Origin of the sequence: Rhizobium sp. R635, assembly GCF_002211285.1 — a bacterium.
Lineage (GTDB): Bacteria > Pseudomonadota > Alphaproteobacteria > Rhizobiales > Rhizobiaceae > Rhizobium.
Genome location: NZ_LOKX01000001.1, coordinates 115058 through 140769, shown reverse-complemented (window position 1 = coordinate 140769; position 25712 = coordinate 115058). Strand labels below are relative to the sequence as shown.

The 25712-nt window shown below is 62.6% G+C and carries 24 protein-coding genes; 9 read left to right on the top strand and 15 right to left on the bottom strand.

Annotation, left to right across the window (positions count from 1 at the left end; translation table 11 throughout):
• Positions 1-28 precede the first annotated feature (28 nt).
• From ATY78_RS00655 to ATY78_RS00610, 10 genes are all read right to left on the bottom strand, one after another.
• Positions 29-418: a hypothetical protein gene (locus ATY78_RS00655; protein ID WP_088680421.1), complete on the bottom strand. Its 390-nt coding sequence runs from the start codon at positions 416-418 to the stop codon at positions 29-31.
• Positions 419-434: 16 nt separating this feature from the next.
• Complete coding sequence (gene cheD, locus ATY78_RS00650; RefSeq protein WP_088680420.1) at positions 435-989, bottom strand: chemoreceptor glutamine deamidase CheD; 555 nt, start codon at positions 987-989, stop codon at positions 435-437.
• The gene (locus ATY78_RS00645; RefSeq protein WP_003556488.1) at positions 986-1375 is read right to left on the bottom strand and encodes a response regulator; all 390 of its coding nucleotides are present in this window, start codon (positions 1373-1375) and stop codon (positions 986-988) included. The genes cheD and ATY78_RS00645 overlap by 4 nt, the downstream gene beginning before the upstream one ends.
• The gene (gene cheB / locus ATY78_RS00640; protein ID WP_088680419.1) at positions 1375-2418 is read right to left on the bottom strand and encodes a protein-glutamate O-methylesterase CheB; all 1044 of its coding nucleotides are present in this window, start codon (positions 2416-2418) and stop codon (positions 1375-1377) included. The genes ATY78_RS00645 and cheB overlap by 1 nt, the downstream gene beginning before the upstream one ends.
• On the bottom strand, positions 2415-3323 hold the full coding sequence (gene cheR, locus ATY78_RS00635) for a protein-glutamate O-methyltransferase CheR (protein ID WP_088680418.1): 909 nt from the start codon (positions 3321-3323) through the stop codon (positions 2415-2417). The genes cheB and cheR overlap by 4 nt, the downstream gene beginning before the upstream one ends.
• Positions 3320-3787, bottom strand: a complete 468-nt coding sequence (locus ATY78_RS00630) for a chemotaxis protein CheW (RefSeq protein WP_088680417.1) — start codon at positions 3785-3787, stop codon at positions 3320-3322. The genes cheR and ATY78_RS00630 overlap by 4 nt, the downstream gene beginning before the upstream one ends.
• A gap of 4 nt (positions 3788-3791) precedes the next feature.
• Positions 3792-6083 carry a chemotaxis protein CheA gene (locus ATY78_RS00625; protein ID WP_088680416.1) on the bottom strand — a complete coding sequence of 764 codons (2292 nt, stop codon included), beginning with the start codon at positions 6081-6083 and terminating at the stop codon, positions 3792-3794.
• Between the two features lie 16 nt (positions 6084-6099).
• Positions 6100-6465 (bottom strand): chemotaxis response regulator CheY1, encoded by a 366-nt coding sequence (cheY1, locus tag ATY78_RS00620; RefSeq protein WP_003570362.1) that lies wholly within the window; start codon positions 6463-6465, stop codon positions 6100-6102.
• Positions 6462-6758 carry an STAS domain-containing protein gene (locus ATY78_RS00615; RefSeq protein WP_088680415.1) on the bottom strand — a complete coding sequence of 99 codons (297 nt, stop codon included), beginning with the start codon at positions 6756-6758 and terminating at the stop codon, positions 6462-6464. The genes cheY1 and ATY78_RS00615 overlap by 4 nt, the downstream gene beginning before the upstream one ends.
• Before the next feature lie 63 nt (positions 6759-6821).
• Positions 6822-8456 (bottom strand): globin-coupled sensor protein, encoded by a 1635-nt coding sequence (locus tag ATY78_RS00610; protein WP_088680414.1) that lies wholly within the window; start codon positions 8454-8456, stop codon positions 6822-6824.
• A gap of 631 nt (positions 8457-9087) precedes the next feature.
• On the opposite strand from ATY78_RS00610, the gene ATY78_RS00605 reads away from it, so the two are divergent.
• Positions 9088-10509, top strand: coding sequence for a glycosyltransferase family 39 protein (locus ATY78_RS00605; RefSeq protein WP_088680413.1), 1422 nt, complete (start codon positions 9088-9090; stop codon positions 10507-10509).
• Between the two features lie 7 nt (positions 10510-10516).
• Here the strand turns inward: ATY78_RS00605 and ATY78_RS00600 are convergent, their stop codons facing one another.
• The gene (locus ATY78_RS00600; protein ID WP_088680412.1) at positions 10517-10777 is read right to left on the bottom strand and encodes a helix-turn-helix transcriptional regulator; all 261 of its coding nucleotides are present in this window, start codon (positions 10775-10777) and stop codon (positions 10517-10519) included.
• Positions 10778-10856: 79 nt separating this feature from the next.
• Between ATY78_RS00600 and ybaL the strand changes: the two genes are divergently transcribed.
• The 4 genes from ybaL (at position 10857) to ATY78_RS00580 (ending at position 16555) form a co-directional block, all read left to right on the top strand.
• Positions 10857-12680: a YbaL family putative K(+) efflux transporter gene (gene ybaL, locus ATY78_RS00595; protein ID WP_088680411.1), complete on the top strand. Its 1824-nt coding sequence runs from the start codon at positions 10857-10859 to the stop codon at positions 12678-12680.
• A gap of 54 nt (positions 12681-12734) precedes the next feature.
• Positions 12735-13118 carry a hypothetical protein gene (locus ATY78_RS00590; protein WP_088680410.1) on the top strand — a complete coding sequence of 128 codons (384 nt, stop codon included), beginning with the start codon at positions 12735-12737 and terminating at the stop codon, positions 13116-13118.
• A gap of 82 nt (positions 13119-13200) precedes the next feature.
• Positions 13201-15747, top strand: coding sequence for a protein translocase subunit SecD (gene secD, locus ATY78_RS00585; RefSeq protein WP_088680409.1), 2547 nt, complete (start codon positions 13201-13203; stop codon positions 15745-15747).
• Between the two features lie 91 nt (positions 15748-15838).
• Positions 15839-16555, top strand: a complete 717-nt coding sequence (locus tag ATY78_RS00580) for an ATP-binding protein (protein ID WP_088680408.1) — start codon at positions 15839-15841, stop codon at positions 16553-16555.
• A 152-nt stretch (positions 16556-16707) separates the two neighbouring features.
• On the opposite strand, the gene ATY78_RS00575 is transcribed toward ATY78_RS00580, so the two are convergent.
• The 3 genes from ATY78_RS00575 to ATY78_RS00565 form a co-directional block, all read right to left on the bottom strand.
• Positions 16708-17145 carry a response regulator gene (locus ATY78_RS00575; protein WP_088680407.1) on the bottom strand — a complete coding sequence of 146 codons (438 nt, stop codon included), beginning with the start codon at positions 17143-17145 and terminating at the stop codon, positions 16708-16710.
• 31 nt (positions 17146-17176) lie between these two features.
• On the bottom strand, positions 17177-17881 hold the full coding sequence (locus ATY78_RS00570; RefSeq protein WP_088680406.1) for a LuxR C-terminal-related transcriptional regulator: 705 nt from the start codon (positions 17879-17881) through the stop codon (positions 17177-17179).
• A 485-nt stretch (positions 17882-18366) separates the two neighbouring features.
• A complete protein-coding gene (locus ATY78_RS00565) occupies positions 18367-18738 on the bottom strand; it encodes a response regulator (protein WP_088680405.1) in 372 nt (123 codons plus the stop codon).
• 194 nt (positions 18739-18932) lie between these two features.
• On the opposite strand from ATY78_RS00565, the gene ATY78_RS00560 reads away from it, so the two are divergent.
• From ATY78_RS00560 to ATY78_RS00545, 4 genes are read left to right on the top strand one after another with little or no spacing between them, the layout of a single operon-like run.
• On the top strand, positions 18933-21077 hold the full coding sequence (locus ATY78_RS00560) for a PAS domain-containing sensor histidine kinase (RefSeq protein WP_088680819.1): 2145 nt from the start codon (positions 18933-18935) through the stop codon (positions 21075-21077).
• Positions 21064-21489 carry a response regulator gene (locus ATY78_RS00555; RefSeq protein WP_018244782.1) on the top strand — a complete coding sequence of 142 codons (426 nt, stop codon included), beginning with the start codon at positions 21064-21066 and terminating at the stop codon, positions 21487-21489. Before ATY78_RS00560 ends, ATY78_RS00555 begins: the two co-directional genes overlap by 14 nt.
• 4 nt (positions 21490-21493) lie before the next feature.
• The gene (locus tag ATY78_RS00550) at positions 21494-23089 is read left to right on the top strand and encodes a response regulator (protein ID WP_088680404.1); all 1596 of its coding nucleotides are present in this window, start codon (positions 21494-21496) and stop codon (positions 23087-23089) included.
• Positions 23090-23110: 21 nt separating this feature from the next.
• A complete protein-coding gene (locus tag ATY78_RS00545; protein ID WP_245313455.1) occupies positions 23111-24790 on the top strand; it encodes a VOC family protein in 1680 nt (559 codons plus the stop codon).
• Here the strand turns inward: ATY78_RS00545 and ATY78_RS00540 are convergent.
• The gene (locus ATY78_RS00540) at positions 24756-25658 is read right to left on the bottom strand and encodes a DMT family transporter (protein ID WP_088680403.1); all 903 of its coding nucleotides are present in this window, start codon (positions 25656-25658) and stop codon (positions 24756-24758) included. The genes ATY78_RS00545 and ATY78_RS00540 overlap by 35 nt on opposite strands.
• Between the last annotated feature and the right edge of the window lie 54 nt (positions 25659-25712).

The following is a 25712-nucleotide window of genomic DNA, read 5'->3' as shown; positions in this document are numbered from 1 at the left end:
ACCGCGGCACGCTTCCGGGCGACAAGAATTAGAAGAAATCGAAGTCGCCGGCGGCCTTGCTCAGCGGCTGGGAATGGCCGTGGCGCAGGGCGCCGCCCAGAGCCTTCTGCATCTCCGCCAGCTTGACGAGGCTGAGGGCGGTGGCGACATCGACCGTCCAGCCATGCGGGATTTCGCCGGTGATGGTGTCGATGAATTCGGCAATGCCGCGCGACTTCTGCACGGCCAGATCGATACCCTGCATGACCTTCATGGCGTCAGGCGAGTTCAGGATCTCGGCGCCGCCGAGGTCGAGAAGCTGCGGTTCGATACGCTCGATGAGGTAGGCAACATCGTGCAGTTCGGAAACGATGCGCATCAGGATGTCGCTCAGCGCCTCGACAGGCGCTGGCGGCTCGATCACCGGGGTAAAGGTCATATGAAAATCCTCGCCATCAAAAAAATTCGATACTGGTTTCGGCGGGCTTCTGCGGAGCGGCGGGACGCTGCTCGAGAGCGACGGTTTTCTGCGTTTCGGCGCCGGTCAGGGGGTATTGCCGGGCACGACCGGAGACCGGCCAATATTCAAGCTTGCGTCCATGTTCTCCGCCGGTGGAGGAGCCGACCACCGGAATGCCTTCATCCCTCAGGAACTGCATGGCGAAGGCCGCGTTCTGCTCACCGACATTGGAAAATGTCGAGATCGTCTTCGCGCCGCCGAAGATCTTCGCCTCCAGCCGGTCGCGCCGGGCGCCCTGCTTCAGGAGACCGTTGATCAGCAGTTCCATCAGATGCACGCCGTAGCGCGTGGCATCGCCGCCTGACATCGGCGATGTGGCCGAACCGGGCAGCAGGAAGTGGTTCATACCGCCGACACCGGCGACGGGGTCCCGGAGGCACGCAGCCACGCACGAGCCGAGAATGGTCGAGAGCACCGCATTCGGGTCGCTCAGAACCTTGTACTCGCCCTGAATGATGTGCACGCGGCGGGCTGCCCCCTCATTGATCATTTCAAGGCTCCAAACACGGCTTCGATAGCCGCCTTCATCTTTTCGATCGTGAACGGCTTTGCGAGCACGTTGTTGGCGCCGAGCTGGGCCGCCTTCTGCACCAGCGCGCGGTCGCCCTGGGCGGTGAGGATGATGAAGGCCGCCTTCTTGGTGTTGGGATTGGTGCGCACGGCCTGAAGGAAGCCGATGCCATCCATCTTCGGCATGTTGAAGTCCGAGATTACCAGGTGGTGCGGTTGCTCGGCCATGATCTTCATGCCCTGCTCGCCGTCGCCTGCGGACGTGATCTGCTTGAAACCGAGCTGGGTCAGCGCATCGCTGAGCAGCAACCGGCTCGTTACCTGATCATCGACGATCAGAACTTTGATTTTCTCCGCGATCGACATTATTCGGTCCCTTCCTTTCGGGCGGCTGTCATTTTCAATATTTCCTCACCGATGGCAGACAGCGGCAGCTGCTGCTCAACGGCGCCAAGTTCATGAGCAACCCTTGGCATTCCGTAAACGACACAGGTTTTTTCGTTCTGGCCGAGCGTTCTGGCGCCGGCGTGGCGCATTTTCAACAATCCGGCCGCGCCATCGCGGCCCATTCCGGTCAGGATCACGCCGACGGCGTTGCGGCCCGCCAGTTCTGCGACCGAATCGAAGAGCACGTCGACCGATGGGCGATGCCCGTTGACCGGCGGCCGGTCGATAAGACGGCAGCACGGCGCGGAGGCGCCGCTCACCTGAAGATGACGCTCGCCGCCGGGCGCCAGATAGATCTTGCCGATCTCGAGGCGGGCGCCGTCCGTCGCCTCCTGCACCACCGGCGCGCAGAGGCGATTGAGGCGCTCGGCGAAGCTCTTGGTGAAGGTCGGCGGCATATGCTGGGTGATGACGGTCGGCGGGCAATTTGCCGGAAACTTCTGCAGCACGGCGATCAAAGCTTCGACCCCGCCGGTCGACGAGCCGATCGCGACGATCTTGCGGCCGACGCGGAAATCGGCGACGGAGGGCGGCGGCGCGACGACGGCGGCCGGCTGAGAGAACTGGCGCTGCGTGCGCGCGGCCGCCTTGACCTTCTCGGCAAGGTCGCCGAAGGGCCTGGGCTCGCCCGGCGCCGGCTTGCCGACGCAGTCGAAAGCGCCGATCTCCAGCGCCGCAAGGGTAGCCTCGGCGCCGCGATGCGTCATCGTCGATACCATGATGACCGGCATCGGCCGCAGCGTCATGATCTTTTCGAGGAAATCGAGGCCGTTCATGTTCGGCATCTCGATATCGAGCGTCACGACATCGGGATTCAGCCGCTTGATCGCCTCGCGCGCTTCCAGCGCGTCGCCGGCCTGGCCGATGACGTTGACCTCGGGGTCCGAACTCAGGACAGCGGTGATCAGACCGCGCATCGTCGGCGAGTCGTCAACAACGAGAACCCTTGCCGGCGCGCTCATGCCTTCCTCCCGAGACCCTTGGTCGTGTAGCGATAGGCCGTGATGCCGATATTGTCGAAGACGTTTTTCGCCTCGCCCGACACACGCTCGGAATGGCCGATATAGAGATGGCCGCCTTCCGGCAGCAGGCCGGCGAAACGCTGCCAGATCTTCATCTGCGTCGGCTCGTCGAAATAGATGACGACGTTGCGGCAGAAGATGACGTCGAACTTGCCCTTGAACGGCCACTGCGCCATCAGGTTCAGCTCGTTGTAGGTGATCAGCCGCTTGACGCGGTCGTCGACCTGGAATTTCCGGCGGCCCTGCACCTCAACTTCGCTGAACCACTGCTTGCGCATAGCGGGCGATACGGTTTCGAGCGCGGCTTCGTCATAGGCGCCGGCGCGGGCGATCGCGAGGATCTTCGGGTCGATGTCGGTCGCCAGGATCTTGAAGTCGTAGTCGGCGGCGTTCGGCATCAGCGACAAGACCGTCAGCGCGATCGAATAGGGCTCCTGCCCGTCGGAGGAGGCGGCCGACCAGATGCGCACCCTGCCGCCGGACCTCGCCCGCTGCAGAAGTTCCGGCAGGACATGGTCGCGCAGATGCTCGAAATGATGGTTTTCGCGGAAGAAGCGGGTGAAATTGGTCGTCAGATGCGACAGCATCTCGCGGCGCGCCGCAGCACCGGCCGGCGAAGCGACGAGGGCGCAATATTCCCGGAAACCGGACAGGCCGAGATTGCGGATATGTTTCGACAGGCGCGAATAGACGAGCGAAGCCTTCGTCTCGTTGAGGAAGATGCCGGCATCCGAATAGATCATCGCGGCGATTTCCGTGAGATCGCGGCGCGTCAGCGGGTATTCCCCGCTCGCCAGGACCTCGTCGGCTCCCTGCCTCTGATCTTTTGCGCCCATTGCATTCATGCGGCTTCGCTTTCGGTTTCGGAAAAGAGGGCTTCGAGTTCGATCAGGCAGATCATGCGCTTATCGATGGCGAGGATGCCGCGGGCGAACTGACGCTCGAGGTCGGAGGAAATCTCGGGCGTCGGCTGGATGATCTCGTCGGTCACCGTCAGGATGTCGGAAACGGCATCGACCAGGAGGCCGACGACCTTGCGCCGGACTTGGGCGACGATGATGACGTGACGGGCTGTGGGATCGGCCGGCTTCATGCCGAGCCGGGCCGAAAGGTCGATGATCGGCAGCACGGCGCCGCGCAGGTTGATGACTCCAAGCATATAGGCCGGCGAGTGCGGCATCGCGGTCGCCGGGGTCCAGCCCCGGATTTCGCGAACCGACATGATGTTCACGCAAAATTCCTGATCGCCGATGCGGAACGCGATCAGCTCGCGGTCCCCTTCGCTCAGACTTTTTACGGTGTACGACATCGCCTTATCCTACCGCTGCTAACGACATTTCCGCCTTGAGCGACTGGCCGCGCGAAGCGCCGACAACCGCGTCGACATCGAGGATGAGGGCCACGCGGCCATCACCGAGGATGGTGGCGGCGGCGATGCCCGGCACGTGGGTGTAGTTCGCTTCCAGGCTCTTGATGACCACCTGGCGCTGTCCCTGGATGGCATCGACCATCAGGGCGCGCTGGCCGCCGCCTTCGGATTCCACCAGAAGCGCTACGCCTTCGACCGGATTGGCCTGGGTCGCACGGAAGTTCAGGATACGGCCGACATCGACCAGGGGGCAGAACGAGTTGCGGATCGAAATCAGGCGATGGTTCGCGCCGAAGGAGTGGATTGCGGCAGCCTCCGGCTGCAGCGTTTCGACGATCGCCGTCAGCGGCACGACCAGAGTCTGGCCGGCGACGGTGACCACCATGCCGTCGAGGACGGCGAGCGTCAGCGGCAGGCTCATGGTGAAGACCGAACCGTGGCCCGGCTTCGACGTGATGTTGATACGGCCGCCGAGCGCCTGGATCGAGCGCTTGACGACGTCCATGCCGACGCCGCGGCCTGAGATGTCGGAGATCTTGTCGGCCGTGGAGAAGCCCGGCAGGAAGATCAAGTTGTCGATTTCCTCGTCCGACAGGTTGGCATCGGCCGGGATGAGGTCGTTGTCGATTGCCTTCTGGCGCACCTTCTCGCGATTGATGCCGGCGCCGTCGTCGGCAAGCTCGATCAGGATGCGGCCCGAACGATGCTTGGCGGTGAGGCGGACCGTGCCTTCGGTGTTCTTGCCGGCGGCGGCGCGCTTTTCCGGTGTTTCGATGCCGTGGTCGACGGCATTGCGGATCATGTGGGTCAGCGGCTCGGCGAGCTTGTCGATGACAGTCTTGTCGACTTCGGTGTTTTCGCCTTCGGTGATCAGGCGGATCGACTTGCCGGTCATGTCGGCGATTTCGCGAACGATACGCGACATGCGCTGGAAGACCGGCTTCACCGGCTGCGCGCGGATCGCCATGACCGAGTCCTGGATCTCGCGGGTGAGCTGCTGCAGCTCTTCCAGGCCCATGTTGATCGAGGAGGTGCCGGTCGTGTCGTTCTCGATGACGCTCTGCGACAGCATCGCCTGGTTGATGACCAGTTCGCCGACGAGGTTGATCAGGCGGTCGACGCGGTCGAGATCGACACGGATCGTCTGGCCGGCGCCGGCGGCATTGTTCTGGGCGGCGGCATTTGCGGCGGCCGCCGCGGCAGCGGCCGATTCCTTCTTTTCGACACGGGCGGCAGCTGCGGCCATCTGCGTCACATTGGAAGCGGTTTCGGCTGCGGCAACGGCTGCGGCCGTCTCGTCAGCCCGTGCGCCGGCGGAAACCTCTTCCGCTGCGCTCGTTTCGTCCAGGATCGACAGGTCGAAGGGAACCGGCACCATCGGCAGTTCTTCATTGGCGCGTACATCGCCCGCCGCGTCGTCGACCGGCTTTATCGTCAGGTCGCAATCCCACTCGGCAAATTCGAAGACGGTGCGGATGGCGTCCTCGCCCTTGTCCGTCTTGATCGTCACGTTCCAGAAGAAATAGGCGCCTTCCGGATCGAGTTCCTCAAGGCCCGGCAGGTCGTCCGTGTTGCAATAGATGCTCATCTCGCCGAGACGCGAGAGGTCGCGCAGCAGCAGGGTGGCGTCGTTGCCCTTGGAATAGAGCTCGAAGCGCGGCTTGAAGATGACTTCATAGGCCGGCAGGCCGGAATCTGCATCGCCCTCGCCGCCGAAATCGTCGAAGGAGAAGGGGATCGGCTGGAAACCGCTGTCGTCGGTCGGCTTGGGAGCGGGCGCGGCAGCGACCGGCGCGGGTTTTGCGGCGGCCTTCGGCGCGGGAGCCTCTGCGGCAGCCGAGGGAGACGGCAATTCACCGTTGGCGAGAGCCTCGAGTTCCTTGACGAGGCCGCGGCTGCGGCTTTCATCGACGCTGCCGCCGTCGCGCGCAGCATTCGTCAGGTCGGCGAGTACGTCAGCCGACTTCAGCATCACCTTCAGGACGTCCTGGGTCGGCTCAAGCTTGTTGGAACGAACGCAATCGAGAGTGGTCTCAAAGACATGGGCGAAGGCTACGAGGTCGTCAAGGCCGAAGGCGCCGGCGCCACCCTTGATCGAATGCACGGCACGGAACACCGCATTGACGGTTTCCGGATCGCGATCGCCATCGTTCATTTTCAGAAGACCGGATTCCAGTTCGGCGAGCTGTTCCTCGCACTCCTGGAAAAAGATCTCTTTGATTTCGTTCATATCCATAGGAGAAATCCTGGGTTTAAGCGGTTACACGCTCAATGGCATCGATCAGCTTGGCCGGGTCGAAAGGCTTGACGATCCAGCCCGTGGCACCGGCCTGGCGGGCGCGGTTCTTCTTTTCCGCGTCGCTTTCGGTGGTCAGGACCAGGATCGGGATTGCCCGATACTTTTCGTTACGGCGGACACCTTCGATGAAGCCGAAACCGTCGAGGCGTGGCATGTTGATGTCGGTGACGATGACGTCGGGATTGGACTCTTCGAGAACTTCGAGGCCCTCGACGCCGTCTTCCGCCTGGATCGTCTCGAAGCCGGCATTGTTCAGCGTCACGAGCAGCATGTTTCGGATGGTGCGGGAGTCATCCACGGTAAGCACTTTTTTCTTCATTGCCGAATCTCCTTGGCGAGCAGGTGGTCAATATTGACGCCAACCAGCTGCATGGTTTTCTGAAATGCATCGGACACCTTGGAGAAGGTGAACGGCTGCTTGTCCTGCTCCCAGGTCTTCTCGGCGGACATCAGAACCTGAGCACAGAGAGCACCGATCCGTTCGACGCCGGATGCGTCGATCGAAAGACCGCTGCCCCTGAGGGAAAGGAGTTTGTCACGCAAGGCGGAAGCCTCGTTGAGGTCGAGCACCGCTGTCAGATTCAGCGTCTTGCCACTCTTCTTTGCTACCATCAGCTTTTCCTTGTCCCCTTGTCCCCGGCCCGAGAAGACGAGCTGAGGCGATAATCCGATAGGTTAGTAAACATTCCGCCCACCTCCGACGCTTGCGAACGACTGCGGAAGGCCAAAATCGTCATTTTCATATGCGTCTTCGACCGGTGCCGGACGGGCGGCCGCTTCAATGGCGCGAGAGGACGTCACACGAACCGGGCCCGAGCGCCCGGCATGGGCGTTTTCGCGGGCGATCCGGAATTCGCGAATCGTCTGGCCAAGTTCGACAATGACGGTATGGAGATCGTCGGCGCCTTCAGCCGAGCGCTCGGCAAAGCCGGCATTGTCCGCCACCTCAGCGCCCAGGCCCCTGACGTCGGCGGACACGGTGTCGAGGCTTGCGGCATGCTCGCCCGTCTTCGTCGCGATACCGGCGATGGCGGCGTTGATGTCGGTGACCTGCCGCACGATGCTGCCGATCGAATCCTGTGTGCGCCCGACCATCTGCACGCCGGCATCGACCTGCGTCTTGGTCGTCGTCACCAGCGTCTTGATTTCGCGGGCGGCTTCGGCGGAGCGCTGGGCAAGAGCCCGGACTTCCTGGGCGACGACGGCAAATCCACGGCCGGAATCGCCGGCGCGGGCGGCCTCGATGCCGGCATTCAGCGCCAGAAGATTGGTCTGGAAGGCGATCTCGTCGATCGCGCCGATGATCTGGCCGATCTTTTCGGCCGACTGCTCGATGTCCGCCATGGCGCTGATCGCGCGGCCGACGACCTCGCCGCTTTCTTCGACCGCGGCACGTGTCGAGGCAACGGCCTGTTCGGCGGCACGGCTCTCGGCCGCACCGTCGCGGACACTGCCGGCAATGCCGGCAAGAGCGGCAGCGGAAAGCTGCAGGCGGTCAGCCTGGCTGGAAGCGGTGCCGGCGAATTGGCGCGACAGGCCGGCAAGCGAGCCTGTTGCTGCTTCGGCCTTGACCGTTCGGTCGGTGATGGCGGTGAATTCGGCCTGCAGGCCGTCGAGCGCGCCGTTCAACGCGGCGGCAATCCCTGCATAGGCGCTGTCGCCCTCGACGGGCGCGCGCCGCGTCAGGTCACGGGCGGAAAGACCTTCGATGACATCGCCGAAGATCCGGGCGATCTCGGCCTCGCTATCGGTGCGCTGATCGGCGAGCGCGCGGCTCTGGGCGGCCCGCAGCGCATTGAAGCGGAGCGAGACGGCGATTTCCACATCGACCATGACGATGCGGATGATCGCCGTCATCAGATCGGAGATTTCACGCGTGCGGCGCTTGGCAGAAGGTAGCAGCGGGCGACCGGCGATCTCTTCGGCGAGACCGGAAACGACATGCTCGAGCATGACGCCGTGACCGGCCACGTGCCAGCGCGGGTCGAGCCCCATCTTGCTTTCGGTGTCGGAGAGAACCTTGACGCGCTCGGCATAGAGGCTGTCGAACCGTGCATCCGTCAGCACGTCCCAATGCGAGGACTGCAGATCGTGCAGGCGATCGACCTGTCTCTCGCTCTCGAAATTGCGCGCGGCGTCCGGGAAGGACTGGAACCTGTGGAAGAGATCGCGCAGCCCCGCCTTCAGATGCGCTTCGAGGGCCGGCCGGTTGCGGCGCACCAGTTCGCATTGATCGGCGTCGAGACCGGCAAAGCGCAGGCGGTCGCGCAAGCTGCCTGCCTGCGCTCCACGAGCCTGATCTGATGGCATGTCCTGCCTCAACGCCTGTCCCCAACCACTTTCCGGGCGAATGCCCGGCCAAAAACTTTCACAGCATCCGATGAGCGCGAAGCGTGGAGACCTTTCTCACCACCGGTTATACCGGCGGATCGAAGCCCCCTGATCAGCTATGTTTCGGAGCTGTCTGAAGAGATGGATACCGGATCGACCCGGTACGGCGGTACGGCGTCATGCCTGGTGGGAACGAGTGCATCTTCCCATTCCGACGTGTAACCCAATGTTTATGGTTAATTCCTTGCTTGAAGGTTAATAAGCCTTTCGCATTGCAGGCTTTTGAAGCAATTCAAAGCAGTTCGCCACAAATACTCCCGCGGAGTTGCACGGCTGCTACAAGGCACACGCAAGCTCCGTGTTATATGCCGGTCGACTACCAAGACATGACGTCGACAAGGACAGAGCAATGATTGTTCTCGGATTGGGTTCCTGCTTGATCGCAATGGGCGTACTTGCCGCCGTTGCCCGCCTGGATTTCCTCGCCGCAAATCGCGACATCCGCGCGCTTCGGGTATTCTAAACCGTATCCTCGCCCTTTCCCGTTGGCAGTCCGGCGCCTTTGGTGTAATCGCACTCGCGCCTTTCATGTCAGCGGAACACTCGGTTCATGTCTCCCAGATCTGGTCTCCTCATCGTCCTTGGCTTCACGCTTTGGCGCGTCGTTTCGCTCCATTTCGATGCGACCGACCTTTTCGTCGATGAGGCGCAATACTGGTTCTGGTCGCAGAATCTCGACCTCGGCTATTATTCGAAGCCGCCGATGATCGCCTGGGTGATCCGGGCGATGACCGAACTCTCCGGCTCCAACGCCATCTACTGGATCAGGCTGCTCGGGCCGCTGATCCACATGGCCGCGGCACTGGTGCTGATGAAGGTGGCGAAGCGTTTCGTCGGGCCGGAGATCGAGGGCTGGACGGGCGCCACCTATATCTCGCTGCCGGGCGTTGCGCTGTCTTCGGTGTTCTTCTCGACCGATGTGATCCTGCTGTTCTTCATCGCCATCGCCTTGCTCGCCTATTTCGGCCTGACGCAGCGGCGCTCCGTCGGCCTGGCCCTCGTCATGGGTCTCGGCGTCGGCCTCGCCTTCCTGACGAAATATGCGGTGCTGTTCGTCGTTCCGGGCGGCGCGCTTGCCCTTCTCCTCATCCCGGCGGCGCGCATCGCCATCCGGGATTTCATCATCGCGGTCGCGGTCGCGGCTGTCGTCGCCTTGCCGAACCTCTGGTGGAACCTGCAGCACGACAATACGACCGTGCGCCATACGCAGGACATCGCCCATTGGAGCGACCTCGGCATCAATCTGCGCCGCGGACTCGAATTTTTCTCCGCCCAGTTCGGCGTCGTCGGGCCGATCATATTTTTCGCCATGCTCTGGGCGGTCTACCGCATGATCAAGGGCAGGAGCGACGACCGGGAGAAGATGCTGGTCTGGCTGTCGATGCCGGTGGTGGTGCTGATCACCCTGCAGGCGACGGTCGCCAAGGCCTATGCCAACTGGGCCGTGACCGCTTATGTCGCCGGGACCATCCTTGCCGTCTGGCTGCTCCATCGGCTGTGGCCGAAGGGGCTCAGGCTGTCGCTCACCATTAACGGCATCGCAAGCCTGCTCTTCCCATTGGCGACGATCTTTCCGCATCAGTTGCTGCTGCCGAACGGCGACGAGCTCATGAAGCGCTATCTCGGCCGCGCCGAAGTCAGCCGTGAGGCGGCCGCGCTGACAGGTCAGGCCGGCACCGACATCATCGTCACCGACAACCGCGACATGGTCGCCGATCTTTTCTATACGCTGCGCGATGCATCCTACAGGATCTATGCGCGGGCGCCCGCGGGCCTGCCGGAAAGCTATTACGAGCAGGAATTCGCCCTGCCAGCCGACATCACCGGCAAGGTGCTTTTCCTGACGGACACCCCCCTCACCTGCGCCGCCGAGACGCCCGAGGTGCTGAAGAACTGGCAGCCGGCCGACGGCTACTACAAGCCCAAGACGCTTTATATCTACAAAGTCTCCGCCGCCTGCCTGGCGCCCTGAGCCGGCTTCAGCCTGTTCGATTGGGCAGGCAGAGGCCGGTGCCGGCACCTTCGATCTCCACGAACCTGACGCCGCCTTCCTCGAAGGCGAGGCGCAACTGCGCCTCGGTCGCACGGTGGATGTCGTGGTGGCGTCCCTCGTAATCGCGGATGGTGCTGCGCGAGACGGCCGCCTTCTCGGCGAGATCGGTCTGGGTCCAGTCGAGCAGACCGCGTGCAGCCCGGCAGAGAGCGGGGCTCAGAATTGTTTCCCTGGCGCCTTGACCCATGATTTCAAATTACCCATATTGGTCGATATAGACCATATATGTCATAATACGAACGGGATTTCCAGAGCGGGAGACAGCGATGCCACACGATACGCCCTTGATTTCGACAATCGTCGGCGGCCTCGTGCTGGCTTTCATCTTCGGTGCCCTCGCCCACCGGCTGCGCATGCCGCCGCTGGTGGGCTATCTGATCGCCGGCGTGCTCGTCGGGCCGCATACGCCGGGTTACGTGGCGGATCAGAGCCTTGCGCCGGAGCTTGCCGAAATCGGCGTCATCCTGCTGATGTTCGGCGTCGGGCTGCATTTCTCCCTGAAAGACCTTTTGTCCGTGCGCGGCATCGCCGTGCCCGGCGCGATTGCGCAGATCGCCTTTGCCACATTGCTCGGCTGGGGGCTCGGCGCCTTCCTGGGATGGCCGACAGGCGGCAGCCTGGTCTTCGGCCTGGCGCTTTCGGTCGCCTCCACCGTCGTGCTCCTGAAGGCGCTGCAGGAGCGGCGGCTCGTCGAGACGGAACGCGGCAGGATCGCCGTCGGCTGGCTGATCGTCGAGGATCTCGCCATGGTGCTGGCGCTGGTGCTGATCCCGGCCGCAGCCAGCATCGGCGGTGACGGCCACGGGCCCGTCGAGCCGCTTTCGGCCGGGTTGAGCCGCCTGCTCGGCTTCGATCTCGGCATCGGCGCCATGATCGCAATGACGCTGGTGAAAGTCGCGCTGTTCGTGGCGCTGATGCTGGTCTTCGGACGCAAGCTCATTCCCTGGACGATGCACCGCATCGCCCACACCGGCTCGCGCGAACTCTTCCGGCTCGGGGTGCTCGCCATCGCTCTCGGCGTCGCCTTCGGCGCGGCGAAGCTCTTCGGCGTGTCGCTGGCGCTCGGCGCCTTCTTCGCCGGCATGGTGCTTGCGGAAAGCGAGCTCAGCCACCGCGCCGCCCAGGAAAGCCTGCCGCTGCGCGACGCGTTCGCCGTGCTCTTTTTCGTCTCGGTCGGCATGTTGTTCGATCCGAACATCCTGATCGACCGGCCGCTGCTGATCCTCGCCACCATCTTCATCATCGTCATCGGCAAATCGGTCGCCGCCTTGCTGATCGTGCTCGCCTTCAAAAAGCCGCTCGGCACGGCGCTGACGATTTCGGCGAGCCTCGGCCAGATCGGCGAATTCTCCTTCATCCTCGCGGCGCTCGGAGTCGAACTCGGGCTTCTGCCGGAGGAAGGCAGGGACCTCATCCTTGCCGGCGCCATCATATCGATCGTCCTCAATCCGCTGCTGTTCTTTCTCTGCGACCGCATGCGGCCCCTTCTCGAAGGGGCAAGACGCGAGGAGACCGCGGCCGATCCCGCTTCCTCCGCCGCGGATACGGGCGCCGCTCAGGAGCAGGCGCTGCCCGAGGACGACGACGTGCACCCGACCGCGCTTACCGGCCACGCCATCCTGATCGGCTACGGCCGGGTCGGCCGGATCGTCGGGCAGAACCTCAAATCATCCGGCACACCCTTCCTCGTCATCGAAGATTCCGACAAGCGCATCGGCGAATTGAAGGCGCAGGGGATCGAAGCCTTCATGGGCAATGCGGTGGCGCGCGAGACGCTCGATCTCGCCAATCTCGCAACGGCCCGCAGCCTCGCCATCGCCATTCCGAACGCCTTCGAGGCCTGCCGCATCGCCGAGCAGGCGCGCGCCGTCAATCCATCGATCCTCATCGTCGCGCGCGCCCATTCCGACGCCGAGGTCGACGAACTGAAGCAATACGGCGCCGACACCGTCATCATGGGCGAGCGCGAAATCGCGCTTGGCATGGTTGACCGGCTCGCCCAAGTGCATCATGAGAGTGTTCCCTATGAAGACAGGCAGGAGCCTGATACAATCATTCCGACGGGCACTGCACCGCTGGAAAAAGAATGAGAGATTGGCGCGCTTTTGAGCCGATACGGGAGTGACATCGCCGGAACGGAGAAGATGGAGCTGGACCGGCACCGTCTGACGGGCCGTATCGCCGCTTCCATCCTCATCGCCATTTTTGCCTATCTCGGGCTGCTCCTCGGCGGCAACCTGGTCATTTCCCCGGCTGCGGCCGTCAGCAATACCCTTTCCTCTTCCGGCCGGGATCCGCAGCCGCAACAGCTGACCGCCCGTGATGCGGTGCGCGGCATGCTTGCCGCCGAGCGCAAGCTTGCGCCAAAGCAGGCGGCGCATGACGCCGGACCGTTTACCGTTGCCACCGCCCCGGTTGTCGATTTCTCCGGCTGGAACATATCAGTCCCTCTTCCGGCATTCAAAGCGCCGCTTCATGCCGCAGCCTTCAGGACCCATCAGGCCCGCGCGCCACCGGTCGCTGCCTGACGTTGCGCCAAGGCGCTTCCGATATTTGACGACATGCCGCCAGCGCCCGAGCGCCGGCCTCCCGATTATCAAGGAATACAACATGCGTACTTCACCATGGCTGGTGCTCACCTATACGGTGATCATCGTTCTCGGCCTATTCATCGCCCTGCCGAACGTCCTGCCGCAATCCACCCTCCAGCGCATCCCCGCATGGCTGCCGCATGAGCAGGTGTCGCTCGGCCTCGACCTTCGCGGCGGCTCGCACCTCGTTCTGGAAGTCGACGAAGCCGATCTGACCAAGGAGCGGCTGCAATCGCTGCTTCAGGACGCTCGCCGCGTCCTGCGCGAAAAGGGCATCCAGCCGAAGGCCGTCGTGCGCAGCCAGAACCAGATCGTCGTGACGCTCGCCGATGCCGCGCAGAGCGATGCGGCCGTCACCGACCTCAAGACGCTCGCCAATCCGATCAGCACCGGCCTCAGCGCCGGCCAGGCGGATCTCGATGTCACCGCGAACGGAGCGACCATCACCGTCGGCTTCTCGCCGGCCGGCATCTCCGCCAATGTCGACAATGCCGTCCAGCAGAGCCTTGAAGTCATTCGCCAGCGCGTCGACCAGGTCGGCGTCTCCGAGCCGACCATTCAGCGTATCGGCGGCAACCGCGTGCTCGTCCAGCTTCCCGGCGCACAGGACCCGTCGCGCCTGCGCGAACTGCTCGGCTCCACGGCCAAGATGTCGTTCCACATGCTCGCGCCGAACAACCAGCCCGGCCCCGGCGTCACCATGCTGAAAGACGACGAAGGAAACTCCTATCCGGTCCTCGACCGCGTCGAAATATCGGGCGACCGCCTTTCGGATGCCCGCGTCAGCTTCGACCCCAACACGCATGAGCCGGTCGTCAGCTTCCGCTTCGACAGCGCCGGCGCCACCCGCTTTGCCGACATCACCCGCCAGAACGTCGGCAATCCCTTCGCCATCGTTCTCGACGACAAGGTCTTGAGCGCACCTGTCATCCGCGAGCCGATCACCGGCGGCTCCGGCCAGATCTCCGGCAACTTCTCGGCCGACAGCGCAACGACGCTTGCCGCCATGCTGCGCGCCGGCGCCCTGCCCGCCAAGCTGACCGTCATCGAGGAACGCACCGTCGGCGCCGACCTCGGCGCCGATGCCATCAAGATGGGCGTTTATTCCGGTATCGTCGGCTTTATCCTCGTTGCAGCCTTCATCTTCGTTCTCTACGGAACCTGGGGCATCCTGGCGAACATCGCGCTCTTGATCCACACGATCCTGACCTTCTCAGCGCTCACGCTGGTCGGCGCAACGCTGACGCTGCCGGGTATTGCGGGTGTCGTTCTCGGCATCGGCCTCGCGGTCGATGCGAACGTCCTCATCAACGAGCGCATTCGTGAAGAAACCCGCAAGGGCAAGAGCGCCTTCGCCGCCATCGATACCGGCTTCAACCGTGCCTATTCCACAATTATCGACGGCAACATGACGGCCCTGATCGCTGCGGCCATCCTGTTCTACTTCGGTTCCGGACCGGTTCGCGGCTTTGCCGTGACCATGGCGCTTGGCCTCATCATCTCGATGTTCACCTCGGTCGCCTTTGTGCGCGTTGCCATGATCGAGATCACCCGCCGCCGCAAGTTCAAGGTGCTGAACATCCGGCCGCTGATCCCGTTCAGCCCTTACGACAAGCACATCCAGTTCATGAAGGCGCGCTTCTTCGGCGTCACCGTTTCTGCGCTGCTGTCGATCGCTTCCGTCGTGCTCTTCCTCCATCCCGGCCTCAACTACGGCGTCGATTTCCGCGGCGGCATCCAGATGTCCGTCAAGACCCAGGGCGAAGCCGATCTTGCGAAGTTCCGCGAAGGCCTGGATAGCCTCGGCCTCGGCGAAATCACGCTTCAGTCCTTCGGCGACAAGAACAGCATTCTCGTTCGCGCTCAGCGGCAGGAAGGCGGCGAAGAGGCGCAGACGGCAGCGGTGACCAAGCTGAAGGCCGAAGTCGCCAGGATCGATCCGACCGCCACCGTCGAAGGCACCGACGTCATCGGCCCGAAGGTCAGCGGCGAGCTTGCCTCGGCCGGCATCCTGTCGGTAGTGATCGCAAGCTTCGCGATGCTCATCTATATCTGGGTGCGGTTCGAATGGCCGTTCGCCGTCGGCGCCATCGTCACCCTGGTGCTCGACGTCACCAAGGCGATCGGCTTCTTCGCGATCACCGGGCTCGACTTCAACCTGACGGCCATCGCCGCCATCCTGACGCTGGTCGGTTACTCGGTGAACGACAAGGTCGTCGTCTATGACCGCATGCGCGAAAATATGCGCCTCTACAAATCGATGCCGCTGCGCGAGATCATCGACAAGTCGATCAACGAGACCCTGGCGCGAAGCCTCTACACCAATGCGACGGCCTTCCTCGCCCTGGTGCCGATGGCGATCTGGGGCGGCAGTGCCGTCTCGAGCTTCGCGATCCCGATGGTCTTCGGCATTCTGGTTGCCGGCGCCTCGTCGATCTTCATCGCGGCTCCGATCCTGCTCTTCCTCGGCGACTGGCGCCGCCGTCATGCCAAGGCATCGGCAACCGATGCGGGCGTGGACATCATCCCGCCGGAACAGGGCCGCCCGCGCAAGTCCGCCGGCTAAAATCGGTTGTTAACGCATCCTTGAAGAGGGCGCCGGTTGCAGAGCCGGCGCCCTCTTTCTATTGTCGGCGAATAGAGATCGAGAGCCGCCAATGTCATCCAACCCGACGACACCGCCGGAAACCAGTGCAGCCGGCGACAACGAAGAGCGAATCAAGCGTTTCCTCGCGACCGCCTCGCACGACCTGCAATCGCCACTGCGCCATATTGCCATGTATGCCGAGCTGCTGCTCGACGATCTCGAGGCGACGCTCGAGAGCGAACATCTTCAAAGTCTGCGGATGATCATGGAAAAGGCGCAGACCGCGCAGCGCCTCACCAAGACGCTGATGAGCCTCGCCGGCGGAACGCCTCAGGTGACGCCCGAAGAGGTCGATCTGCAGGCGCTTGTCGAAAATATCTGGGGTGAGCTGACCGACGAGACGTCGATCCGCAACGCCACGCTCACGAGCGACGGGCTTCCCTCTATCCGCACCGACCCTGCCCTGCTCGGCCTGGCGCTGCGGCACCTCATTTCCAATGCCCTGACCTATCGCAGCGAAGCGCCGCCTGACGTGACCATCACGGCGGAGCGAGAGGGAGCGGACTGGTTCATCCGGATTGCCGACAATGGAACGGGCATCGATCCTGCTTATCGCGAGCGAATATTCGAAGCTTTCTGGAAGCTGCCGAAGGCAGGAGCCATCCCCGGCGCCGGTCTCGGGCTGACGACGGCGCGGGAATTTCTGAGGGCGCTTGGCGGCGACGTCAGCCTCGAACATTCGGATGAAACCGGCAGCCGCTTCACCATCCGCCTGCCCGTCGCCTGACGGCAGAACCGCGTCTTAAAGCGCGTCGCGATCTTTCAGATTCGCTCCTTGCGCTTTAGGTCCTTGTTTTACGCATGTCGTTGCCGCAAAACCGCTGCACACTTTTGCGCGACATGCTTTAGGCTTCACCTTTCCCCGGCAAAAACCGCCGCTTAGATACTGTAATCGTCCTTCCAGAAATCCGGGACGTCATAGGTCACATATTCACGGATGATGTGCTGGAGCGTCTGGACGTCGATCTCGTCCTTGCCGATGCGGAAATCGACGCCGTATTCCGGGAATTCCTGGAAATATCCCCCCGAAATATCGGTCGAAACGACGCCGATCGGGCCGGTGTAGCCGATGCCGCGTAGCTCGGGCACCGTTTCGCGGAAGTCGGCATTGGGCAGAAGGCGGTTATCGAGCAGGACGAGATCGAAGCGCCCCGCACCGATCTTTTCCAGCGCATCGCCGATCGACGGCGAATATTCGAGCTCGACGGCAGGCTCCGAAAGGTCGGCGATCTTCTTCTTGAGCGCGCGAAATTCGATGAATTCGTCGTCCACAAAGAGAACTTTGACAGCACTCCTTCGAGTTGTTTCGGTGCTCATAGTCCCAACTTCCCCAGTCCCGAAACCAACTTCACGACACCAAACCGTTTCTCAATGCGATCGCTACCATGTGCACGCGGTTGACGGCGTCGAGTTTGCGGGCCGCCGCGGTGATATGCGAATTGACCGTATGTTCGGACAGGCCGAGGATGATGGCGATTTCCGCCGAGGTCTTGCCTTCGCTCGTCCATTTGACGATTTCCGACTCGCGCTGGGTCAACCGCCCGGACATTTCAGGCGTCAGAATTTCCTCGTAAAGCTTGTCGAAAATGCGCATGGCATCGAGCAGCATATCGGCGATTTCGCCCTGATCCGGCTCCTGACGCTCGCCGCTGAGAACGAGGCAGTATCGCCGCCCCTCCGGCGTGAACAGCGGGATGAAGAGAAAGACGCCGTTGCGGAACTCGTTGAAAACGAGATCGGACGCGAAGCCTTCCGGCTGCGCACTCCGGCCGTGGACCGGCGTCGCCAGAAACTGGGCGGACTTTGCGCGGACGGTCCCGAGCGCTTCCTTCAGCGTCGCAATGAAAAGGCCGACGCGCCGCTCAGCAACGTTGGTAATGACGATATCGCGTTCGCCGAAGGGGGCCGAAGCCTCGGAAATACGGGCAAGCGCGAAACTGTCGAAGTTGTAATGCTGCGCCGCCGCCTTCAAAAGGCGGAAAAAATCGGTGCGATTGATCGCCCGGCTAAGCTCGGGTCCGGCATGAAAGGGAATTGCCGGAGCATTGTTCATTCCCACTCTTCCTCTCCTCCCGCCCAATGCCGACGATCCCGAAATCTTGGGATATACGTCTTAGACGCGAACAGCTACAAAAATTGCGAGACAGTTGATGACAAGTATCGAACGGGGACTTCGATATGAAAGGCGGATATCATCAATTATCTCAACTACAGGTGATGCACGGGCAGATTTTACTGGGGGCAGTAGTTCTTACCTGGGTATCGTAAATCTTCTCGTGCTCAACATCCATGAATGCGAGAAGGCAGTGCCAGACGTAAGCGCGGGAGAGCCGATTGGCCCATTCAGCTAAGGGGTTGGCTGTTGTTCGTGGCGGCGAACGCGGGTAAATCGGTTCTCTCAGCGCTTATTTTTGCGTTACGTTGTCTTCGCTTCGGCTGCATCTTGGGATGCGTCCTCGACCTTGTCAATTGCGGTTTGTCACCGGCAACGGACGAACGGCGGAGAATGGGCCTTGAGGCTTCCACCGTTTTCCACACTTAAAGATTGAGAAGAATCGCGACAAGATCAAGCGGCTTCTCGAGATAAAAATCGGCCCCGGCCTCCAGTGCGCGCGCGCGGTCCTCGTCGGCATCCGATCCGCTGCAGATGGCAAGCCGCATCATTTTGAAACGGCCGTCGCCGCGCAACCGGTTGATCAGCCCAATGCCGCTGTCGAGCGGCATGTAGAGATCGGCGATCAGCAGGTCGGGCATGCTCTTGCCGTCCGCTAAATGTCGCTCCAGCGCGTCGAACGCCGTCTCGACGGTCGAGAAACAGAATAGATCGACGTCTATCTGCTGCTTCCTGCTGATATAGTCGAGATAGAAGAGGTCATCCCTGCTGTCGTCGACGTAAAATAAAGTAGGCATCCAGCACCGCAACTTCGATATTGTTGGGAATGATCCTTGCCGCCCGTGCACATCACGATAACGCCGTTTTGCTAAAATTCGATATACATTGCCGCAGATCATTTCGCAAAAAGCACGGCACAGCCTCGGCTTTGCCTATTGAGTATTCCTCGATTTCGGAAAAAATGACCGCGCGAACCGAGGAGGATACGCGGGTGCAGGATAGGAACGACGTGGACCTGCAGGACCAGCGGAGGCGGTGGCGCTACCGTGCCTTCGCGATCGCCGTCGGCTGCCTGATGTTCCTTCTCGGCATGACTGTCCTGGCAGGCTGGCTGCTCCAGGTCGAGATGATCCTTTCCGTCATTCCCGGCTTTCCCTCCATGGCCTTCAACACGGCGCTCGGCTTTATGCTCTCCGGCGCGGGCCTTGTCACCTCGACACTGGCCGCCCGCCGCTTCCGGGTGGTGGCGGCGATCACGGCGGGCTTGGCGGCGGCGATCGCGGCCGCGCGGCTCTTAGAGATCGTTACGATCGGGCGAACCTTCCACTATGTCGACACGCTCGTGACGCGTTTGCTGATCCCATCCGATTTCGCCGCGCAGATCGGCGGCGGCATGGGGCCGAACACCGCGCTGATCTTCCTGATCGGCAATCTTTCGCTGCTGCTATCGCTTCGAATGGAGAACCCGAGAAGCCAGGTGGTACAGGAACTGGCGAGCTACATCGTCATCACGCTCGGCATGATCGCGCTGGCCAGTTATGTCACATCGGCCGAACAAGGCTATCGCTGGGGGCCTTATGCGGCGATGGCGCTGCACACCGCCGTCGGCATGGTGACCTTCGGCTCGGGGCTTCTTGCCCGGTCCTGGCTGATGCAGCCGGCGAACCGGGCGCAGATCCCGCTCTGGATCCCGGCGGCTGTCTGCTTCACCGGCCTTCTCGTCGATCTCTATACGCCGCTCGGCGTCGCCAACGGTATTCTTTATGTGCCGCTGGTGCTGACGGCGCTGTGGTTCGGCAACAGGAACGCGCCGCTTTTCTTCGCCTTCGTCTGCACCGTGCTGCTCATGCTCGGCTTCTTCGCCGTCAAGCATGACGAGGCCTCGTTCTGGCAGGAGATCGCCAACCGCGCCATCACCGCAGCCACGCTCTGGCTGATCGCGATCCTCATCTTCTATTTCATGCGCAACACCCATCACCTGGAGAGCGAGCGTATCCGCTTCGGCGCGCTGGTGCGCAGCACGCCCGATGCCGTCATCGTCATCGACGAGCGCGGAACGATCGCAAGCTTCAATCCAGCAGCCGAAATTATGTTCGGCTACACGCCGCAGGAGACGATCGGCCGGAACATCAAGATGCTGATGCCCGAACCCTACCATTCCGAGCATGACGGCTATCTCTCCCATTACCGGCAAACCGGCGAGGAGCGCATCATCGGGACGACGCGCATGGTCTCGGGGCGACGCAGGAACGGCATCGTCTTTCCGATCGACGTTTCCATCAGCGCCGTCGTCACCGGCAACACGAAGACCTTCGTCGGCATCGTGCGCGACATCAGCGAGCGCGCCCGGCAGGAAGAGCGGATGAAGACCACGCTTGCCCAGCTCGAAGCCTATACGGCCGATCTCGAGCGCAGCAACCACGACCTCGACGAATTCGCCTACATCGCCTCGCATGATCTCAAGGAGCCGCTGCGCGGCCTGCACAACCACTCCCGCTTCCTGCTGGAGGATTACGAAGACAAGCTCGACAGCGATGGGGTGCGCCGGCTGAACCGGCTCGTGCGCCTCAGCCAGCGCATGGAGAAACTCGTCAACGACCTCCTGTATTTCTCCCGGCTCGGGCGGCAGCAGCTGGCGGTCAAGCGCACGGACATCGGCCTGATCGTCAAGGACGTCGTCTCGACGATGGAGCTCCTCCTGGAGGAGCGGCATGCGAAGGTCGTCATCGACGGCCGACTGCCGGAGGTGATCTGCGACGCGCCGCGGCTGACCGAAGTGTTCCGCAACCTCATCACCAATGCGATCAAATACAACGACAAGCCGGCGCCGCTCGTGTCGATCGGCTATCTCGACCGCTATGTCGGCCAGGACGGCACGGTTGCCCGCAACGTGTTTTTCGTTAAGGATAACGGCAAGGGCATCCCGCAGGAGTTCCACGAGGATATTTTCCGCATTTTCAAGCGGCTGGAAAAGTCGCAGGATTCCGACGACGGGACCGGAGCAGGCCTCACTTTCGTCCGCAAGATCATCGCGCGGCACAATGGCGATATCTGGCTGGAATCGGAGGTCGGCGCCGGCACGACGTTCTATTTCACCTTGGGAAAAAAGCGCGAGGGGCAGAATGCAGCAGCGTGATACGCAACCGATCCTGATCGTCGAAGACAGCGAAGACGATTTCGAAGCGACGATGCGCGCCTTCAAACGCACCAATCTGCGCAACTCGATCCGATGGGCTGCCTCCGGCCAGGAAGCGCTCGACATGCTCGCCTCGATGGTGCCGAAACCGGGGCTGATCCTGCTCGATCTCAACATGCCGGGCCTCGACGGCCGCAAGACGCTGGAGGCGATCAAGTCGAACGCCGGCTGGCGCAAGATCCCCGTCGTCATCCTCACGACCTCCGACGACGAGCGGGATATCGAAGGCTGCTATGCGCTTGGCGCCAATACCTATGTGCAGAAGCCGGTCGATCTCGACGGGCTCTTCGCCGCCATCCAGCGGCTGAAGGAATACTGGTTCGAAATCGCAATCCTGCCGCTCGAGGACTGACAGATTGGCGGAAGACTGCTCTATCCTCATCATCGACGACAATATCGACGACCGCGAGGTCTATCGGCGGATCTTGGGCCGAGTCTCCAGCACCGCCTATAGGGTGGTCGAAGCCGAGACGGGCGAAGAGGGCCGTGCACTGAACGCCCAGAGGCGGCCGAACTGCATCCTGCTCGACTATTCGCTGCCGGGGCGTGACGGGCTCGGCGTTCTTACCGACATCCTCGAGGACGATCCCACCGCCAACGTCATCGTGCTGACCGGCCAGGGCAGCGAAACCGTTGCCGTCGAGGTGATGAAGAGCGGCGCGCGCGACTATCTGACCAAGGATTCGCTGTCACCCGAGACGCTGCATCGCTGCATCCAGAACGCCATCATGCACGGTGTTCTGGAAGCAAAGCTGGAGCAGAAGCGGCAATCGCTCGAGATCTTCACACGCGCCATGGCCCATGACCTCAAGGAGCCGCTCCGGACGATCAAATCCTTCAGCCGTATCCTGCACGGTTCTGCAGCACTTCCCGCCGAAGACCGGGAACTGCTCGATTACGTGCTGAGTGCGGCCGACCATATGGAAGACCTGATCGTCAAGGTTTCGGGCTTTACCAAGCTCGAGGCTTCCGGCGGGCCGGAGCTGAAGCCGGTGTCGCTGTCCGATGTGCTCGGCCAAGTGGAGGACAATCTGCGCCAGCAGATCGAAAGCCGCGGGGCCGTCATCATCCGCGGAGCGCTGCCGGAGGTGATGGGCGATGCGACGCTCTTGGTCCAGCTCCTGCAGAACCTGGTGTCGAACGCCATCCGTTACTGCGAACAGAAGGTTCCCGAGATCAGGATCTCGGGCGAGCCGCAGGGCGATCTCTGCCGCCTCAACGTGCATGACAACGGGCCGGGCATCGATCCGCAGCATCGCGAGCTGATCTTCCAGCCGTTCAAGCGCCTCGTCGGCCGCGGCATCGAGGGCACCGGGCTCGGCCTCGCCATCTGCCGCCGCATCGCGCAATTGCACGGCGGCTCGATCTGGTGCGAGGCAGGAAGCGGGCCCGGCGCCACCTTCGTCGTCGAAGTGCCGCTCGCCGAGGCGAGGTCCGCGGCGCCCGCCGCATCGCCCGTGGCGCACAACGCCAAACTGGCCGAGCACCCGGGCGAAGGCTCCGGCCGGCTCGCCGAGGTGCTGCTCGTGGAAGACAGCCCCGCCGATATCCAGCTTCTGAAGATCAAGCTGATGCACCGGGAGAAAGTGAACTTCAACCTGCATGTCGCCACCAACGGGCGTGAGGCGATGCGGCTGCTCGAAGAACGGGCCGGCATTGCCGACGTGCCGCAGATCGACCTGATGCTGCTCGACATCAACATGCCGATCATGGACGGCTTCGAGGTTCTGCATGCGCTTTCGGCCGATGCCCGCCTCAAGCAGATCCCCGTCTGCATTCTCAGCACATCGAGCGACGAGACCGACATGCGGCGGGCCAGGGATCTCGGCGCGCTCGCCTACATGGTCAAGCCGCCGACACGCCAGCAACTGGAAGAGGCACTCGAGGATGTCGATCATTTGGAATTGCTGCAGCGCGGCGATTCGCTTGCGCTTTGTGCGGAACAAAACTAAGCGATGGTCATTGGCAACGGTATGACTGTCGCAGCTCTCATACTCGCGCTCCTGACGCCGCTTCAATCAGGACTGCTCTCGATGGTATCTGGCATACATCACGTCACCGCCGTCACCCGCAAGGTGCAGGCGAACGTGGATTTTTACGCGGGCTTTCTCGGCATGCGGCTGGTCAAGCAGACAGCCGGTTACGAGGATGCAACGCAACTTCATCTCTTCTACGGCGATGCAGCGGGAACCCCGGGTTCGCTGCTCACCTTCCTCTCCTGGGAGGACGGCTCGCCGGGACGGGCCGGTTATGGCCAGATCAGCGAAATTTCGCTGGCAATCGACCCCGCAAGCATCGGCTACTGGCTGACACGGGCCATGAGCTTCGGCCTGCGCTCCGAGGGGCCGGCCGAGGAATTCGGCGAGCCGGTGCTGCGGATGAAGGACCCTGACAACATCATCCTCAAGCTCGCAGGTGCAAAGAACCTCACCTCACAAGCCGTCTGGGACGGCGGCCCGATCCCGGTCGAGCATGCGATCCAGCGCGTGCGCGGCGCGACCATGCTGACCGAGACGCCCGCCGAGAGCCGCAGCTTCCTCGAGACCCATTTCGGCTATCGCTTCCAGGCCAATCGCGGCACGATCGACAGGCTGGTTTCGCAATCCGGCGACATCATCGACGTGCGCGATGCCCGCGGCTTCTGGTCCGGCGCGCCGGGCACCGGCACGGTCGATCACGTCGCCTTCCGCGCTCCGGACGAGGAAACGCTGCTGTCCGTCCGCAAGGCATTGGAGACGACTGACGCGTCGCCGACCAATATGCACGACCGCAAGTATTTCCGCTCGCTCTATGCCCGGGAACCCAGCGGCACGCTGATCGAGCTTGCCACCGACAAGCCCGGCATGATCGTCGATGAGGAGCACGCCGCCCTCGGGACAAAGCTCTTCGCGCCGCCCGACGCCATCACCGATCTCGGCGACCTGAAGGTGGTGCTGCCGCAATTTTCGATGCCCGGCGAACCGCGCATCAATTACCGCGAACTGCCCTTCGTCCATCGCTTCTATACGCCGCCGAATCCAGACGGCAGCGTCTTCGTGCTTCTGCACGGTTCCGGCGGCAACGAGACGACGCTGATGCCGCTCCTGAACAAGGCGGCACCGCGCGCGACGCTGCTCGGCGTGCGCGGGCGGGCGACGGAGGAAGGTTTTCCGCGCTGGTACAAGCGCATTACTCCCTTCTCCTTCGACCAGAACGACATCAAGACCGAGGCGGAGGCTTTCGCGGCCTTCATCGAGGGCGCCGTCAAATCCTACGGGCTCGACCCCAACAAGACCGTCTATGTCGGTTATTCGAATGGCGCGAACCTTTTGAACTCGCTGCTCTATCTGCACCCGAACCTCGTACACAAAGCGGTGCTGCTGCGCTCCATGCCCGTGCTCAGCGACTATCCGCATGCCGATCTGAAGGGTACGGACCTGCTCGTCATCAGCGGCAAGACGGATGCCTACGGCAAATATGCGAGCGAGCTGGAGGAAAGGCTGAAAAGTTCGGGCGCCACCGTCGATTCCGACGTCATCCCCGGCGGACACGATCTCGGCGATGCCGATGTGCCGATCATCCAGAAGTGGCTGCTGCAGAGAATGGGTGATGATCCGCCGCCACTGGAGCAGCAGGCGGTCAAGCCGACGGGCGAGACGTTCGGGCAACCATGATGCCGGCGAGCACGACGGCGCCGCCCAGCGCCTGCATCGTGCCGATCGCCTCGCCGAGCAGCGCCCAGGCGAGGATTGCGGCGACGACCGGCTGCAGCAGCAGCGTCAGCGAAGAGAAAGCCGCAGGCAGATAGGCCAGCGCATAGGTGATCGCCACCTGCCCGCCGGCATGGCTGATGAAGGCGAGGCCGAATACCATCGACCAGCCATAGACGCTCAGCGGCAGCATATGGCCCTCAAATAACAACGCGACCGGAAAGATGCAGACGGCAGCGGACGCCGTGCTCCACAGCATTATCCGCATCGTATCGAAGCGGCTGCGCAGGCTGCCGAGTGCAAGGATGTAGCAGGCATAGAAGAAGGCGGCGATCATCGCCAGCCCATCGCCGTGGAGGTCGCCATTGCCCAAGGCCGCCGGCCCGCCCTTCAGGATGACGACACCGGCCAGCGCCAGAGCAAGCCCGCCCATGAAGACGCCGCTGATCCGCGCCTTGAAAAAGAGGAAGCCGATCACCGTGACGAAAACAGGCGCGAGGTTGGCGAGCAGCGTCGAATTGGCGACTGACGTCATCGTAATCGAAAGGTGCCAGGCAGCAAGGTCGAGCGACAGCATGACGCCCGGGAGAATGAGCAGGCCGTAGTCGGAAAGGCTTTGCGGCTTCGGTCCCGCATCCTTCTTCAGCATCGAGACGATGAAAATCGGGATCAGCGCCAGCGCCACGCGCCAAAAAGCCGTGGCCATCGGGCCAACCTCGGAAAGCCTGACGAAGATCGGCGAGCCGCCGATCGCCGCCCCGCCGAGGAGGAGGACCGCAAGCGGGAAACGGGAAGGCGAAGCTTCGGAAGCGGTAGAGGCAGCCTGCGACATGATTTCGATATTTTGCTCGGCCGAAGCGGGATGCTGGCCGCCGAGTGATTATCA

Excerpts from the sequence above, each read along its gene's own strand:
- ATY78_RS00655 (WP_088680421.1), bottom strand. The coding sequence starts at position 418 with ATGACCTTTACCCCGGTGATCGAGCCGCCAGCGCCTGTCGAGGCGCTG.
- ATY78_RS00590 (WP_088680410.1), top strand. The coding sequence starts at position 12,735 with ATGGAGCTGGACCGGCACCGTCTGACGGGCCGTATCGCCGCTTCCATC.
- ATY78_RS00545 (WP_245313455.1), top strand. The coding sequence starts at position 23,111 with ATGACTGTCGCAGCTCTCATACTCGCGCTCCTGACGCCGCTTCAATCA.
- ATY78_RS00565 (WP_088680405.1), bottom strand. The coding sequence starts at position 18,738 with ATGCCTACTTTATTTTACGTCGACGACAGCAGGGATGACCTCTTCTAT.
- cheD (WP_088680420.1), bottom strand. The coding sequence starts at position 989 with ATGATCAATGAGGGGGCAGCCCGCCGCGTGCACATCATTCAGGGCGAG.
- ATY78_RS00645 (WP_003556488.1), bottom strand. The coding sequence starts at position 1,375 with ATGTCGATCGCGGAGAAAATCAAAGTTCTGATCGTCGATGATCAGGTA.
- ATY78_RS00555 (WP_018244782.1), top strand. The coding sequence starts at position 21,064 with ATGCAGCAGCGTGATACGCAACCGATCCTGATCGTCGAAGACAGCGAA.
- ATY78_RS00610 (WP_088680414.1), bottom strand. The coding sequence starts at position 8,456 with ATGCCATCAGATCAGGCTCGTGGAGCGCAGGCAGGCAGCTTGCGCGAC.
- ATY78_RS00615 (WP_088680415.1), bottom strand. The coding sequence starts at position 6,758 with ATGGTAGCAAAGAAGAGTGGCAAGACGCTGAATCTGACAGCGGTGCTC.
- ATY78_RS00625 (WP_088680416.1), bottom strand. The coding sequence starts at position 6,083 with ATGGATATGAACGAAATCAAAGAGATCTTTTTCCAGGAGTGCGAGGAA.
- cheY1 (WP_003570362.1), bottom strand. The coding sequence starts at position 6,465 with ATGAAGAAAAAAGTGCTTACCGTGGATGACTCCCGCACCATCCGAAAC.
- cheB (WP_088680419.1), bottom strand. The coding sequence starts at position 2,418 with ATGAGCGCGCCGGCAAGGGTTCTCGTTGTTGACGACTCGCCGACGATG.
- ATY78_RS00575 (WP_088680407.1), bottom strand. The coding sequence starts at position 17,145 with ATGAGCACCGAAACAACTCGAAGGAGTGCTGTCAAAGTTCTCTTTGTG.
- ATY78_RS00580 (WP_088680408.1), top strand. The coding sequence starts at position 15,839 with ATGTCATCCAACCCGACGACACCGCCGGAAACCAGTGCAGCCGGCGAC.
- ATY78_RS00570 (WP_088680406.1), bottom strand. The coding sequence starts at position 17,881 with ATGAACAATGCTCCGGCAATTCCCTTTCATGCCGGACCCGAGCTTAGC.
- cheR (WP_088680418.1), bottom strand. The coding sequence starts at position 3,323 with ATGAATGCAATGGGCGCAAAAGATCAGAGGCAGGGAGCCGACGAGGTC.
- secD (WP_088680409.1), top strand. The coding sequence starts at position 13,201 with ATGCGTACTTCACCATGGCTGGTGCTCACCTATACGGTGATCATCGTT.
- ybaL (WP_088680411.1), top strand. The coding sequence starts at position 10,857 with ATGCCACACGATACGCCCTTGATTTCGACAATCGTCGGCGGCCTCGTG.
- ATY78_RS00600 (WP_088680412.1), bottom strand. The coding sequence starts at position 10,777 with ATGGGTCAAGGCGCCAGGGAAACAATTCTGAGCCCCGCTCTCTGCCGG.
- ATY78_RS00540 (WP_088680403.1), bottom strand. The coding sequence starts at position 25,658 with ATGTCGCAGGCTGCCTCTACCGCTTCCGAAGCTTCGCCTTCCCGTTTC.
- ATY78_RS00630 (WP_088680417.1), bottom strand. The coding sequence starts at position 3,787 with ATGTCGTACACCGTAAAAAGTCTGAGCGAAGGGGACCGCGAGCTGATC.
- ATY78_RS00605 (WP_088680413.1), top strand. The coding sequence starts at position 9,088 with ATGTCTCCCAGATCTGGTCTCCTCATCGTCCTTGGCTTCACGCTTTGG.